This is a genomic window from Humibacter antri (assembly GCF_054777235.1).
This window is the reverse complement of the sequence record NZ_BAAHAW010000043.1, coordinates 19,542-33,998: the sequence shown is the minus strand read 5'-3', so window position 1 is coordinate 33,998 and position 14,457 is coordinate 19,542. Positions and strand designations below refer to the sequence as shown.

The 14,457-nt window shown below is 68.3% G+C and carries 13 protein-coding genes; 2 read left to right on the top strand and 11 right to left on the bottom strand.

Annotated elements, in window-relative coordinates:
• Positions 1-24: 24 nt before the first annotated feature.
• The 8 genes from ACYVDK_RS16495 to ACYVDK_RS16460 form a co-directional block, all read right to left on the bottom strand.
• Positions 25-1,071, bottom strand: coding sequence for an aldo/keto reductase (locus tag ACYVDK_RS16495; RefSeq protein WP_460523743.1), 1,047 nt, complete (start codon positions 1,069-1,071; stop codon positions 25-27).
• Positions 1,072-1,444: 373 nt separating this feature from the next.
• Positions 1,445-3,760, bottom strand: a complete 2,316-nt coding sequence (locus tag ACYVDK_RS16490) for a polyribonucleotide nucleotidyltransferase (RefSeq protein WP_460523741.1) — start codon at positions 3,758-3,760, stop codon at positions 1,445-1,447.
• Positions 3,761-4,047: 287 nt separating this feature from the next.
• Positions 4,048-4,533: a VanZ family protein gene (locus ACYVDK_RS16485; protein ID WP_460523739.1), complete on the bottom strand. Its 486-nt coding sequence runs from the start codon at positions 4,531-4,533 to the stop codon at positions 4,048-4,050.
• Between the two features lie 51 nt (positions 4,534-4,584).
• The gene (locus ACYVDK_RS16480) at positions 4,585-5,226 is read right to left on the bottom strand and encodes a hypothetical protein (protein ID WP_460523737.1); all 642 of its coding nucleotides are present in this window, start codon (positions 5,224-5,226) and stop codon (positions 4,585-4,587) included.
• 144 nt (positions 5,227-5,370) lie between these two features.
• Positions 5,371-6,762 carry a dihydrolipoamide acetyltransferase family protein gene (locus ACYVDK_RS16475; RefSeq protein WP_460523735.1) on the bottom strand — a complete coding sequence of 464 codons (1,392 nt, stop codon included), beginning with the start codon at positions 6,760-6,762 and terminating at the stop codon, positions 5,371-5,373.
• Positions 6,759-7,742 carry an alpha-ketoacid dehydrogenase subunit beta gene (locus ACYVDK_RS16470; RefSeq protein ID WP_460523733.1) on the bottom strand — a complete coding sequence of 328 codons (984 nt, stop codon included), beginning with the start codon at positions 7,740-7,742 and terminating at the stop codon, positions 6,759-6,761. Before ACYVDK_RS16470 ends, ACYVDK_RS16475 begins: the two co-directional genes overlap by 4 nt.
• Entirely contained in the window at positions 7,739-8,890 is a 1,152-nt protein-coding gene (pdhA, locus tag ACYVDK_RS16465) for a thiamine pyrophosphate-dependent dehydrogenase E1 component subunit alpha (protein ID WP_460523731.1), read from the bottom strand. Before pdhA ends, ACYVDK_RS16470 begins: the two co-directional genes overlap by 4 nt.
• Before the next feature lie 117 nt (positions 8,891-9,007).
• Positions 9,008-9,598 carry a TetR/AcrR family transcriptional regulator gene (locus ACYVDK_RS16460; protein WP_460523729.1) on the bottom strand — a complete coding sequence of 197 codons (591 nt, stop codon included), beginning with the start codon at positions 9,596-9,598 and terminating at the stop codon, positions 9,008-9,010.
• A gap of 128 nt (positions 9,599-9,726) precedes the next feature.
• On the opposite strand from ACYVDK_RS16460, the gene ACYVDK_RS16455 reads away from it, so the two are divergent.
• A complete protein-coding gene (locus ACYVDK_RS16455) occupies positions 9,727-10,443 on the top strand; it encodes an MBL fold metallo-hydrolase (protein WP_460523727.1) in 717 nt (238 codons plus the stop codon).
• Between the two features lie 132 nt (positions 10,444-10,575).
• Here the strand turns inward: ACYVDK_RS16455 and rpsO are convergent, their stop codons facing one another.
• The gene (gene rpsO / locus ACYVDK_RS16450) at positions 10,576-10,845 is read right to left on the bottom strand and encodes a 30S ribosomal protein S15 (RefSeq protein ID WP_460523725.1); all 270 of its coding nucleotides are present in this window, start codon (positions 10,843-10,845) and stop codon (positions 10,576-10,578) included.
• A 236-nt stretch (positions 10,846-11,081) separates the two neighbouring features.
• Positions 11,082-11,957 carry a hypothetical protein gene (locus tag ACYVDK_RS16445; RefSeq protein WP_460523723.1) on the bottom strand — a complete coding sequence of 292 codons (876 nt, stop codon included), beginning with the start codon at positions 11,955-11,957 and terminating at the stop codon, positions 11,082-11,084.
• A 167-nt stretch (positions 11,958-12,124) separates the two neighbouring features.
• Here ACYVDK_RS16445 and ACYVDK_RS16440 point away from each other — a divergent pair, with 167 nt between their 5' ends.
• Positions 12,125-12,844, top strand: coding sequence for an esterase/lipase family protein (locus ACYVDK_RS16440; RefSeq protein WP_460523721.1), 720 nt, complete (start codon positions 12,125-12,127; stop codon positions 12,842-12,844).
• A gap of 47 nt (positions 12,845-12,891) precedes the next feature.
• Here ACYVDK_RS16440 and ACYVDK_RS16435 read toward each other — a convergent pair whose 3' ends face one another.
• A complete protein-coding gene (locus tag ACYVDK_RS16435) occupies positions 12,892-14,427 on the bottom strand; it encodes a carboxylesterase/lipase family protein (protein ID WP_460523719.1) in 1,536 nt (511 codons plus the stop codon).
• Positions 14,428-14,457 lie beyond the last annotated feature (30 nt).

Below are 14,457 nucleotides of genomic sequence, written 5' to 3'. Positions count from 1 at the left end.
GGAAGGTAGTCGCTGAGGGGAGAGTTACTCGGAAACGCGATCGAGTTCGAGCATGTCGCTGCGACTGAGGCTCACGCTGCACGCCGCCATGAGGTCATCCACCTCGACGGCTGATGCCACGTTGACCACCGGCGCGACCACACCGCGCTTGGCGAGGAGCCATGCGACGGCGATGGTGGCCATGCTGCTGTCGTGCTCGGCCGCGACCCGGTCGAGCACCTGACGTACTCGGTGCCCCCGGCGGCCCAGGAACCCGGCGACCCCCGCACCGCGGGCATCCGCGTCGAGGTCGGAACGCGAGCGGTACGCGCCGGCCAGGTATCCATGTGCGAGCGGTCGCACAGGGAGCACCCCGAGCGACTGCGCGGCCGACACGATGCGGAGATCACCTTCGAACGCGCCGCGGTTCATCAGGTTGTAGGGAACCTCGATCGCGGCGACCTTCGGCAGACCGAATGACGAGAGCACCCTCGCCTCCATGAGACTCTCGGCAGAGAAGCCCGAGATCGCCACGAACCGCACCTTGCCGGTGTCGATCAGCCATTCGACTGTGGCGAGCGTGTCGGAGAGCGCGGTACTCGCATCCGGCCCCTCGAGGGTGAGGATGTCGACGTGGTCGGTTGCGAGCCGGCGCAGGGCCGACTCCACCGAGCGCACCAGGTTGACCTGGCCGAGCCCCGGGCTCTCCTCCCCGGCGCCCACTCGGAGGTCGAGCACGAGGCTGTCGCGGATATCGCGACGATGCATCCAGCCGCCGACGATCGCGTTGCCGAGGCCGCGCAGGTGGGCATCGGAGGTGACGACGAGGTTGCCACCCAGGTGCACGTAGCGGTCCAGCACCGCCTGTGCGGCGTCGACATCCGCGGCACGGGCGAGCGCGGCCGTGCCCAGGGCCAACGGATACACGGCCAGTTCGGTCTCGCCAAGGCGGCGCGGCGCGATGATGGAGAGCGGCGCGGTTGCTACGCCGTCGTAGTCGGCAGGCGCCACCGGCGCGTCGAACACCGGTCCGATCCCGCTGACGCCGCGGTTCGCGTGCTCCCGTGCGCGCACGGGATACGACTGTGCCATGTACCCCTCCAGCTCTTCAGGCCCCCCACGAGCCATTGCGACGCGGGATGCCGCGTCACATCTATGCCAGCGAGCGTAATTGACGAGTGTGCGCCGGCCCGGTCGAAACGATTGAACCGTTACCAAATCTTTGGAAAACCCTTGGATCGGCCCGCCCCGCGCCCCGCATTCGGGTGTGTTTCCGCCCGAACGAGTGCCGCGTGCGGGTAGCTGCGACACGCGGAGTGGATCCGACCGCGCGCCGAACGCGACACGCCCGTCGCGGCAGGAGCCGGACGGGCGTGTGTTCGCGGCCGCGCCGCTGAATTGCTTCAATCGGTTCGACAGAGCGAGCAAGCTCGCACTGCTCTGGCCTCTGTCAGCTGAGAGGTATTCAGGCCTCGACGATCTCCGCGGTGGTCTCGGCGGGCTCCGCCGAAGGCACCGCGGCCGCTCCGTGATCGTCGGTGCTGGTCTCCTCGGCGATCACCGGCTGCAGCGAGAGCTTGCCGCGGTCGTCGACCTTGGTGATCTGCACCAGGATCTTCTGACCGACCGAGAGCACGTCGTCGACGTTCTCCACCCGCTTGCCGCCGGCGAGCTTGCGCACCTCGGAGATGTGCAGCAGGCCGTCTCGGCCGGGCAGCAGCGACACGAAGGCGCCGAATGTGGCGATCTTCACCACGGTGCCGAGGAACTGGTCGCCGATCTCCGGGTTGGTCGGGTTGGCGATCGCATTCACCTGAAGGCGCGCGGCCTCCGCACTCGGCCCGTCGACGGCGCCGATGTAGACGGTCCCGTCCTCCTCGATCGAGATGTCGGCGCCCGTCTCGTCTTGGATCGCGTTGATCGTCTTGCCCTTCGGGCCGATCAGCTCGCCGATCTTGTCGACGGGGATCTGCACGCTGATCACGCGCGGAGCGGTCGGTGCCATCTCGTCCGGACGGTCGATCGCGGCGTTGAGCACCGAGAGGATCGTCGTGCGGGCATCCTTCGCCTGCTGCAGGGCACCTGCGAGCACCGACGACGGGATGCCGTCGAGCTTGGTGTCCAGCTGGATGGCGGTGACGAACTCGCTTGTTCCGGCGACCTTGAAGTCCATGTCGCCCAGGGCGTCCTCGGCTCCCAGGATGTCGGTGAGCGCCGCGTAGCGCGTCTCACCGTCGACCGTGTCGGAGATGAGCCCCATGGCGATGCCTGCAACCGGGGCGCGCAGCGGCACACCGGCGTTCAGCAGCGACAGCGTGGACGCGCAGACGGAACCCATCGACGTCGAGCCGTTGGAGCCCAGCGCCTCTGAGACCTGGCGGATCGCGTAGGGGAACTCCTCGCGGGTGGGCAGCACCGGGACGAGCGCACGCTCGGCCAGGAAGCCGTGGCCGATCTCACGACGCTTCGGGCTGCCGACACGGCCGGTCTCACCGGTCGAGTACGGCGGGAAGTTGTAGTGGTGCAGGTAACGCTTCTTCGTCACCGGGGAGAGCGAGTCGATCTGCTGCTCCATCTTGAGCATGTTCAGAGTGGTGACACCCAGGATCTGGGTCTCGCCGCGCTGGAAGATGGCGGAACCGTGCACGCGCGGGATGACCTGGACCTCGGCGTCGAGCGGACGGATGTCGCGCAGACCACGGCCGTCGATGCGGATGCCCTCGCGGAGCACGCGAGAGCGCATGACCACCTTCGAAACGGCCTTGTAGGCCGCGGAGAACTGCTCAAGTACCTCGGCCGGCAACGCGCCCGCTTCGACCTTCTCGGCGACGGCGGCCTTGACGCGCTCCTTGAGTGCATCGTCGGCGTTCTGTCGCTCGATCTTGTCGGCGATCTGGTAGACGTTCACCAGGTCGTCGTACGCGAGTCCTGCGACGTTGTCGTAGCTCTGCTGCGAGTAGGGCAGGAACACCGGATACTCGGCGATGTCCTTCGCCGACTGCTGAGCGAGCACGTTCTGCGCACCGGCCAACTGACGGATGAACGGCTTGGCCGCCTCGAGACCCCGGGCGACGACATCCTCGCTCGGCTTCGTCGCGCCGCCCTGAATCAGGTTCCAGCTGTGCTCGGTCGCCTCGGCCTCGACCATCATGATCGCGACGTCGCCCTCCGAGCCGTCGTCGTTCGTGAGCACGCGGCCCGCCACGACGAGATCGAACACGGCGCTCTCCAGCTGCGAGGCCTTCGGGAATGCGACCCACTGGTCCTCGTGCTCGCCGTTGCCGGGGATGAACGCGAGACGAACGCCCGCGACCGGACCGGAGAACGGCAGCCCCGAGATCTGCGTCGACGCTGATGCCGCGTTGATGGCGAGCGCGTCGTAGAACTCGTCGGGTGCGATCGAGAGCACGGTGATGACGATCTGGACCTCGTTGCGCAGGCCGTCGACGAACGACGGACGCAACGGGCGGTCGATCAGGCGGCAGACCAGGATGGCCTCCGTCGACGGACGTCCCTCGCGACGGAAGAACGAGCCGGGGATCTTGCCGGCCGCGTACGACCGCTCCTCGACGTCGACCGTCAGCGGAAAGAAGTCGAAGTTGTCTTTCGGGTGCTTGCCGGCGCTCGTGGCGCTCAGCAGCATGGTCTCCTCGTCGAGGTACGCGGCCACGGCGCCCTGCGCCTGCTGCGCGAGCCGCCCGGTCTCGAAACGAACCGTGCGGGTGCCGAATCGGCCGTTGTCGAGGACAGCCTCGGCGAATTTGATTTCTGGACCTTCCATTGAGGTCTCTTCTCCTTTGTTCGTGCGCCGTCCCGTGTGGACATGGGCGCGCTCGCCCGAACATGCGGAAAGACAGGCGTTACGTCAGCGAGATGCTCCGCGCCGGCCATCAGTAGAAGAGCACCACCCGCAGCCGAGATTCCGCGGCGAGATTCGTTTGTCGCGCGGGGTGCGGTTGGGATTCCACCACCGAAGACCAGCAGCCTGCCTGATCCGCAGGGCGAGTGTCATGTGGTACTTGAACCGTGACGATCCTAGCAGAGCGGGTCGTTCCGGGCCTGCTGCCCTCAGCGGGCGTCGGTGGGCGTGGCGCGGCGCGCTGCCGCATGCGCCGAGGCGATGCGCGCGGCCTCACGGTCCCGGCGTGCTCGGGGTGCGGTGATCGCCAGTCCTAGAAGCACGCCCACGATCGCGCCCATCGTGTTGGAGATGACGTCGCGGATGTCGGAGACCCGACCGGGAATCCAGATCTGCGCCGTCTCGATACTCAACGTCATGAGGAACGGTATGCCCACTGCAAGCCACCACTTCCTCCGACCGAACAGTAGGAGGAAGAAGAGTCCGATCGGCAGGAACATCGCGATGTTCGCCGTGAACTCGATGCCGCTGTAGGTGATCCAGTCCGTCGCCGGATGCTCCCACAGAACGCGCAGCACCTGCATGACGATGCCGTCCTTGCCTGCGACCGGCGGCTGCGGCCCCAACGTGATCATCGCGACACCGGCAAGGTAGAGAAGCGTGAGAACGCTGATGATGGGGTGTCGCCGGAACATCTGCTCAGCCTGTCGGTACTCCCTGGAGTGTCGCTGGCGACTCGCTGTGCGTCAGGTCGACGCCTGGTCGACGACATCGGCGAGGGAGCCGAGATCCAGTTGCACGTCGAGAACGGACGATGTTCCGCTCGGAGTCGACCTTGTGGCCTTCGAAGAGATCACCGTGGAGGGGGCACACACATAGAGGTGCCGCGCCGCCAGCGCCCGAAGGCCGGCGTTGTACCGCTGTGTCGAGCGGTCGGGCAGGAATCCCACGTGATGCACACGGCCGCCCGCGACGAGGTGCACAGCGATGCGGATGCGCAGGCCCAGCCAGCGCGTGGCATCCGGAACGAGTACCGCCTCGGGGTTCTCCCCGACTCTGGCCAGCACGCTCTCGAGCGCGCCCTGGTGGCGCCGCGTCTCCACGACCGGCGTTGCCGGTGCGGCACTCGCCGCCAGTCGCACGAGTTCGAGCCCGTCAAGACTGGAAAGGATGCCTGCGGCATCCGGGTTGCGCCGTCCGCGAGCGAGTTGTGCGACGAGCAGGACGACGAGGACGAGCGCCACGAGCGCCGTGATCGCGACGAGCGCCCAGTAGAGCACGGGCGCGCCGAGCGGCGGGATCGACGAGGTGACGATCAGCAGGATGAGAAGGAGCACATAGGGCGCCGGATCCCAGCGCCACAGAGGCTTGCGCGGCGTGCTGGTCATTCCTGACAGGTTAGGTCATTCCTGACCCCACCGACGTGCATCACGACCCCTGAACAGGCGCAGCTGCTTGTGAGATGTGCGCTCCGGCATGCTCCGCCCGTCCAGGGGCCGTAGCTTTCGACGACCGACCGAATCCGAGAATGGTCAGGCGAGTGCGAGGGTGCTGGCGGGATCGGAAAGGATGCGCCCGGTGTCACGCAGCAACCTCGATCCCTGCTCGCCGTCGATCACGCGGTGGTCGAACGTCAGGCTCAGTGTCATGACGTGCCTCAGACGCACGCGTCCCTTGTGCTCCCACGGACGCCGGTTCACGGCGCCGAGCGCGAGGATCGCCGTCTCACCGGGGTTCAGCAGCGGCGTGCCGGCATCCACGCCGAACACGCCCACATTCGTGATCGTCACCGTGCCGCCCGTGAACTCCGCCGGCGTCGACCGTCCCGTTCTGGCGCGCTCGACGAGAGCGGTGAGCGCGTCGGCGAGCTCCGGCATGCGCAGAGCAGCGGCATCGCGGATGTTCGGCACGACGAGGCCGCGGTCGGTCGCCACGGCGATCCCCAGGTTCACTCCGGCAGGCGTCACGATCTCGCCGGTGGAGTCGTCCCAACGCGTGTTCGCCTCCGGGGTGGCCTGGAGCGCGAGGCAGAGCGCCTTCGCCACCAGAGTGAGCACGGTGACGCGCCTCCCGCGGAACTCGTGCGAGCCGGCCAGCCGGTCGATGAGACGGATGCTCCGAGTCACGTCGACCGTCAGGAACTCCGTCACTTGCGGCACGGCGGCGCTGCGCACCATCGCCTCTGCGGTGCGACGTCGGACACCGGTCGCGGTGCTCCGGGTCTCGCCCGCCGATCTGGTCGTCGTCGCGGTTTCGACAGGCGGCGCAGACTCGACCGACTGTGTGGACTCGACCGACCGCACGGGCTCGGCCCCGTCTCGGCGACCGACACCCGCCGGACGTTCCCAGGCGATCGGCTCAGCCAGGCGTCCTGAGCGCGCCTTGCGTTGCGGCCTCCGCGCGGACTGCGCACGTGGACCGCGTCCGACGAGCACTTCGTGGCGCTCCTCCTCTACCGGCTCTGCGCTGTCGGCGGATGCGGCCGCCGCAGGCTCCGGGCCGGCGCCCGTCCCCTCGGACTGCTCGCGTCCCGCGGGCCCGGCGACGCGCGGCCGACCGCCGGCGTTCGTCACGACCGGTCGCGAGCCTGTCTGCGTGGCGCCCACGCCGATCGGTTCCGCGACGCGTGCCTCATCGGATGCCGGAACAGAGGCATCCGAAGAGTCTTCCGAGGCTGCTTCGCTCTCGACGTCGAAGGACATCAACGGCGCACCCACCTCGAGGGTCTCACCGGGCTCGGCGTGGAGTTCTTTGACGATGCCGGCGAACGGCGACGGCACCTCGACCAACGCCTTCGCGGTCTCCACCTCGGCGATGATCTGGTTCAGCTCGACCGCGTCACCGACGGAAACCTTCCACGCCACGACCTCCGACTCGGTCAGGCCCTCGCCGAGGTCGGGCAGAGCGAACTCCTTGACGGTCATACCCGCACCCCCATCACACGGTCGACCGCGTCGAGCATACGGTCGAGGTCGGGGAGATAGTGCTCCTCCAGCTCCGACGGCGGGTACGGGATGTTGTGCCCGGTCACCCGAAGCGGCGGCGCGAGGAGCGTGTCGAAGCAGCGTTCGGTGACCGTGGCTGCGAGTTCCGCGCCGAGGCCGCCGAACCGCTGCGCCTCGTGTGCGATCACGAGCCGCCCGGTCTTGCGCACGGAGTCGACGATGGCATCCTCGTCAAGTGGAGCCAGCGAACGCAGGTCGATCACCTCGACCGAGACGCCCTCGTCTCCAGCGGCGAGCGCGGCATCTTTCGCGGTCTGCACCAGTGGTCCGTATGTCACGAGGGTGGCATCGGTTCCGGAGGTCACGACGCGCGCCCGCTCGAGCGAGGGCGCGTCTGCGACATCGGGCAGCACATCGCCCTTCGACCAGTAGCGACGCTTCGGCTCGAAGAAGACGACCGGGTCGTCGCATTCGATCGCCTGCCGGATCATGGTGTACGCGTCTTGCGGGTTCGAGCACGCCACGACGCGCAGCCCCGGTGTGTGCGCGAAGTACGCCTCCGGGGACTCGGAGTGATGCTCGACCGAGCCGATGCCGCCGCCGAAGGGCACGCGGATCGTGATCGGCATGCCCACAGCACCCATGGTGCGGTAACGCATCTTGGCGACCTGAGCGACGACCTGGTCGAAACCGGGGAACACGAAGCCGTCGAACTGCAGCTCGCACACCGGCCGGTACCCGCGCATCGCCATTCCCACGGCGGTGCCGATGATGCCCGCCTCGGCGAGGGGTGTGTCGATGACCCGGTCGGCGCCGAAGCGTTCCTGCAGGCCGTCCGTGACGCGGAAGACGCCGCCCAGTCTGCCGATGTCTTCACCGAGCAGAATCACCTTCTCGTCGGCCTCGAGTGCATCGGCCAGGCCGGTGGTGATCGCCTTCGCCAGAGTGAGCTCGGTCATCGCGACACCTCCGACGTGCCGGCCCGGCCCGCCGCGGCATCCGGGTTCTGGAACGACGCGAGATAGTCGGCGTACGCGTCGCGCTCGCGTTGGAGGGCCGACGGGGCGTGCGCGTAGACGTCGTCGAAGATCGTGAGCGGTGCCCGGGGACGCAGCGACAGGCATCCGTCGCGCAGTTCCTTGGCGATCGCGTCGGACCGGGCCTTCACGGCGGCCGCACGTTCCTCGGTGAGGGCGCCGGAGTCGACGAGCAGCAGGCGGGTGCGCTCGATCGGGTCGAGTTCCCGCCAGGTGTCCAGCTCCACGGTCTCTCGGTACCGGGTCGGGTCGTCGGAGGTGGTGTGGGGCCCCAGCCGATACGTGACGGCCTCGATGAACATCGGGCCCTCACCGGAGCGCGCGTGCTCGGCGGCCATGCGGGTGGCGGCCAGCACTGCCAGCACGTCGTTGCCGTCGACTCGGATGCTCGGGATGCCGAATCCCGGTGAGCGGTCGGCGATCGGCTTCTGCGCCTGCAATCCGACGGGCTCGGAGATGGCGTACTGATTGTTCTGACAGAAGAAGACGACCGGCGAACCGTACGCGGCGGCGAACACCATCGCCTCGTTTGTGTCGCCCTCGCTGGTCGCACCGTCGCCGAAGTACGCGATGGCGATGTCGTCAGCACCGTCGTGCTGCACGCCCATGGCGTAGCCGACAGCGTGCAAGGTCTGGGCGCCGATGATCACGGTCGGGGTCGCCATGCCCACGTCGTAGGGGTTCCAGCCGGAGAACTGCGACCCACGCCACACCCGGAGCATGTCGGTCATCGATACGCCGCGCACGTACGCGACCGCGTTCTCTCGGTAGCTGGAGAACACGAAGTCTCCGCGCCGCAAGGCGCGGGCCGAGCCGATCTGAGCGGCCTCCTGGCCGATCAGTGGCGGCCAGAGCACGAGCTGCCCCTGACGCTGCAGCGCCGTCGCCTCGGTGTCGATACGGCGGGCTACCACCATGTCCTCATACAGACCGAGGAGCTGCTCCTCGAAGACGTCGGCGACCCACGGGTCGAGATCGGGGTCATGCAGCCGTTCGCCGTCCGGGGCGATCAGCCGGGCGAGTTGGCCCTGACGGGTGGACGTGTCCATACCAGGTCTGATGGTGAGCATCGTTGTACGCAGCCTTCATCGATCGTGACCGGCGGATGCTTGTGGCGTGGCCGGTCCGCTCAGCACCGTTGCCAAGCGTCGCTCCCAGACTACGACGACGGACCGCCGCCGGGCCAATCAGCGCACCTTTCCCGGCTCATCCACGGGCGCCTCGAGCGAGCGTGCGATGGCGTGCGCGCCGAACTCGAACGCCTCACCCGGGTCGCCGCCGAGCTGGAAGGCACCCGCGAGCTCCATCGTGAGGAAGCCGAACGCCCACGCTGTGACGGTGCGTGCCGCGTCGAGCGCGCGCTCGGGACCGGCGAGGCGGCCGCCCGCGGCGACCACGCCGGCACTCGCTCGCGCCAGCACGTCTCGTGACGGGCGCGCTGCGTCGGGCAGCGCAGCGAAGATCAATCCGAACAGGCGCGGATGCTCGTGAGCGAACCGTCGCAGCGACCTCGCCATGGCGATCACGCCGTTCAGCGGATTCTCACCTGCAGCCCCCTGCGCCTCGTCGAGCACGGCCGCCACATCGGAAGCGGCGCGTTCGGCGACCATCCCGAGCAGATGCTCTCTGCCCTGCACCCGCTTGTACAACGACGGCGGCTGCACGCCCACCCTGGCGGCCACGGCCTTCATGGTCAGCGCGTCGGGACCGCCCTCCTCCACGAGCCGCACGGCCGCCGTCAAGATCTCGTCGTTCGTCGTGCGGGTGGGTGCAGGCATCCGTCTCCCCCTTCGAAACGCCGCCGTGCTGCAACGACACACACGGCGTTGGCTATTGACATTAGCCATCATGGCTAATTATCGTAGCCATGGCAACGTTACACTCATCACCGCCCGAAGGAACAGTCATGGAACTCGCCCCCGGCCTGCACCGCATCGGCAACGACCTCGTCGCCGCGTACCTCATCGAGGGAGACGGCGGCCTCACCCTCATCGACGCCGGAATCTCCGGCCAGTACTCCGACCTGCTGAAGGAACTCGCCGCAATGGGACGCACGGTCGCAGACGTCCGCGGCATCATCCTCACGCACGGCGACTCCGACCACATCGGATACGCCGAACGACTACGACGCGAACACGACATCCCGGTGTACATCGGCGAGGAAGACGCGGCTCGTGCTCGCGGCGAGGAGTCGACTCATCCGGCGTGGGGCAAGACGCGCTTCGGCGCCACTGCGGGGTTCCTCTGGTACACCCTGCGCAAGGGCGGTCTGCGCACGACGTACCTGACGGCGGTGACACCGGTGCACGACGGTGATGTGCTCGACCTCCCCGGCAGTCCTCGGATCGTCGGCCTTCCCGGCCACTCCGCCGGAAGCATCGCGATCGTGGCACCCTCCCTCGACGCGGTCTTCGTCGGCGATGCTCTCACCACCCGACACGTGCTGACCGGGAAGCGGGGCCCTCAGCCCTCGCCGTTCACCGACGATCCGGATGCGGCGCGCCGGTCGCACGCGAAGCTGGCCTCCATCGACGCCACGTGGGTGCTGCCGGGACACGGGACACCGTGGAACCGGGGCACGCGAGAGCTGGCGGCAGAGCTCGCTGCCGCAGAACCCGCCTGATCGATTCCCTGCCTCCTGAGCGCACCCGGGAACGGCGAAACGGCCCGCCACCCTGAGAGGTGGCGGGCCGTTTCCAAGAAGTTCGCGTTGTCGAACGCAGAGCTGTCGATCGACGCGGTTCTCAGCTGTGCCTTATCGGCGAAGGCCGAGACGCTCGATGAGCGTGCGGTACCGGCTGATGTCGATCTCCTGCAGGTAACCCAGCAGGCGACGGCGCTGGCCCACGAGCAGCAGCAGACCACGACGCGAGTGGTGGTCGTGCTTGTGCTCCTTGAGGTGCTCGGTGAGGTCCTTGATCCGCTTGGTCAGGATCGCGACCTGAACCTCCGGGGATCCGGTGTCACCGGGGTGGGTTGCGTACTCTTCGATGATCGCCTTCTTGACATCTGCATCGAGTGCCATAGATTCGATCCCCTTCCTCTCGTTGCGCGGTGCCACGAGCCGGATGCCCTGGCGCTCTTTCTCCGCGGCCGTTCTGACGGCAACCGGAAAAGCTTAGCAGCATCGCTGGCCGGCCCGCGTCGGGCCCGGTCTCGACAGGACATCGGACCGAGAACATGCCGATTCGCGCGACGAGAGAACGCGGACGGCCCTGTCGGCGAAAGGGGCGGGAACCGTCAGGCGACGGCGCGGAAGCGTCAGGCGACTGCGTCGCGCGTCTTCTCCAGCAGTCGGTAATGCAGCAGCGCGAAGCCGTAAAGGTAGAGCAGTGCGGCGGGGACCGCCCCGAAGAACCAGGCCCAGCCGGATGCCCCGAACGCCAGGGTGAGCACGGCCGTGACCGTTCCGCTCACGACGACGAGCGCGCCGAGCGCGACCCCGATCCACGCGCCGATCGCCGAGTACAGGCCGACGACAGCACCTCGATGGAGGCGGGCGATGGACTGCGGTGTCTTGGCCTTGCGATACGCGGCGACCGAGGTGAAGCGGGTGGAGACATCCGCGAAGTACCAGACGGCTCCGGCGAAGATCAAGATCGTCGCGGCGAGCGCCCAGCCGAACGGTGTGCCGCTCTTCGTGGCGATCCCGACCTGCGCGGCGATGAGCCACGAAGCGACGGCGCCCAGCAGCGCCCACCCCACGGCCGCCCACCTGAGCTTGAGCCCGAGGTCGACGATGATCTCGTCGTGAGTGCCCAGAAGCGGATCGTTCTGCAACTGGGTCGCGCTCAGTGGCGCCGGAACGTATGGCTGTGCGGGAGCCTCTACGGGCTGCGGGCGCCCGACGTGGTCCTCCGCGGCGAACAGCTGCGGCGCCTCGCCCACCGGCACCTCGTGCGCGACGGCGTCGGACTCCGCATCGGCGGGTCGCTGCACGGCATCGCCGAGCGGATCCGCCGCGTCGAGCCGCTCGGTCACCGCCTCCGGCGCCACAGGCTCGCGCCGGAGTGATGCAGAGGCAACGCGCTCGGGCGTGACAGGCACCGTCGTCGCCTCGGTTGCGAGCTCGGCGGACCGCTCGGACTCCGCCTCGTTCGGCCGGGTCCCCTGGCTCGTCTTCCTCGTCGGGGTCACAGGTCGTCTCCTTGTCCACCGGGCTGACGCAACGCCCGGCCGGGTCGTTTCAACTACCCGATCGACACTACCCGCGGGTTGCGAGACGGGCCGGCCGTACCTCCGCGAGCCGCGACCTCGACCGATCGGTTCGAGTCGGTCAGGCCCATGGTGCGAAGGTGGAAGACATGTCGACGCACGACCAGCTGACAGCGCGGGCCGTGGCGAAAGCCGCGACGGTGGGCCTTGCGGATGCGGCGTTCCTCCCCGGATGGCACGCTCGCGGCGCGCGGGCAAGAAGGTGGATCGTCGGCGACCACGGGCATCCGCTCGACGGGCCACCCGTGCTGCTCCTGCCCGGCGTGCACGAATCGCCCCGGTTCCTCGACCCGTTCGCGGCGCTCTGCGTGGCGTGCGGGCAACGCCCGCACGTGCTGACTGCGCTCGGACGCAACGTGGAACGCGTGCTCGACACCGCGGAACTCGCCGCGGCCTACCTCGAACGACACGATCTGACCGACGTGCTCGTCATTGCGCACAGCAAAGGCGGCCTCGTCGGCAAGCAGCTGATGACGTGGGAGCGGACTCGATCACGCGTGAGCGACATGGTCGCCATCGCGACCCCGTTCTCCGGATCGGCATTCGCCACCCGGGCACCGGTGCGTTCGCTGCGCGACTTCTCCCCCGCCGACTCCACCCTGCTCGAACTCGCGGCGAACAAGGCGGCGAATCACGACATCGTGTCGGTGTTCCCGCGCTTCGACCCGCAGATCCCCGCGGGAAGCCTGCTGCCGGATGCCCGCGCCAACGTGCGCCTTCCGGTGGACGGGCACTTCCGTGTGCTGGGTCATCCGGAGCTGTGGACCCTGCTGCGACGCACGTTGCGGGCGGCCGACGGAAGGCGATGATGCCATCGCACCCCGTCAACGGAAGGCGATGATTCCATCGCACCCCGTCAACGGAAGGCGATGATTCCATCGCCCCAGACCCTGCGGAGGTCGCCCTGGGGGTCTGCCACAACCCGGTCGCTGCTGTCGAAGACGTAGGTCGAACGGGATTGTGTGTCGTAATGCGGCCATACCGGTGACATGCCGAGCGGATTCGGATCGCCGATCTGGGCGAACGAGACCCAGCGGGACTGCATCCTCTCCGTCAGACGACGCCCGGATCCCCGCGCGCCGAACGACAGCACGCGCGGCACGTCGGCACCGAACACATGCGGCAGCTCCGCTCCGTGCATCGCTCCCAATCCGGCCGCCTTCATGAGCGGCGGCGCGAAATCGAACTCGTACGCCCAGGTGGGTGCGTAGCTGCTGTGCGCGGAAGCTGCCCACACCGTCGGCATGCGGAACGCGGCATCCGTCGCCAAGCTCAGCGCCGGCCGCAACCGCGGATAGCCGCGATAGCCGGACGGCACTGCGAGCGCTTCCGGCGTGCCGAGCCGCTCCACCATGAGTTGGACGGCCTTCGAGCTGTTGGGAACGATCGGCGAGCGCAGCAGCCGAAACAGCATCGCCTCGTTGCGGTTCGATCCGATCAGGAGCGGCACGCGGAGTGCACCGCCGCGAGCCATGGCGGTCAGTGGGTATTCCGGCACCAGATCGCCATCGACGACCGGCGCCACCGGGATCGTGCCCGGTTCGAGCACGCTGGTGTCGACGATGAGCCGAGAGCACGCCTCGACGAGCGCTCCGGCAGGGAGTAGGCGGAGGCGGTGCACAGCATGCCGGGTGATGTCGAGCCTGGCCAGAAACCGCTCGGCCGAGACGCGCGCGGTCTGCGGCGAATACACGCTTCCGACCGGGGAGCTCTGGGCGATCGCTCCGTGCAGCAGGCCCTCCGCACGCGGAGTGGCCAGCATGGTGGTGACCGCTCCGGCTCCCGAGGACTCGCCGAACAGGGTGACGCGATCCGGGCATCCGCCGAACTCGCGGATGTTCTCGCGCACCCAGGCGAGCGCCGCCAACTGATCGCGCTGACCCACGTTGCTTTCGAACACGTCGTCCGCCGTCGAGAACGACGACAGGTCGAGGTAGCCCAGCGGTCCGATGCGGTAGTTGAAGGTCACCACCACGACTCCGCGTTTCGCCAGCAGGGCGCCGTCGTACAGCGGGTCGGACGAAGACCCCACGTAGTAGGCACCGCCGTGGATCCACACCATGACGGGCAGGTCTGCCGACCCGAGCTCCGGCGTGTAGACGTTGACCGTGAGGCAGTCCTCGCTCATCTCCCGCGGCTGCGCGCCGGGGAACGCCTGGAACGGCTGCGGCGCGATGCTGCCGAACCTGGTGGCGTCACGCACGCCCTCCCACCCCTCAGGCGGTTGCGGGCTGCGGAAGCGCAGCGCTCCGACCGGAGGAGCCGCGTATGGGATTCCCTTGAACGAGTGCACGCCGTCGCCGCGCACGCCCCGAACACGTCCGAACCCGGTGGCAACGACCGGCCCCTGCTCCTCCGCGGCGTTCCCGAGCGCCGCCTCCGTTGCAGTCACACGATCAGGTTAGACGCGCGACACAGGCGG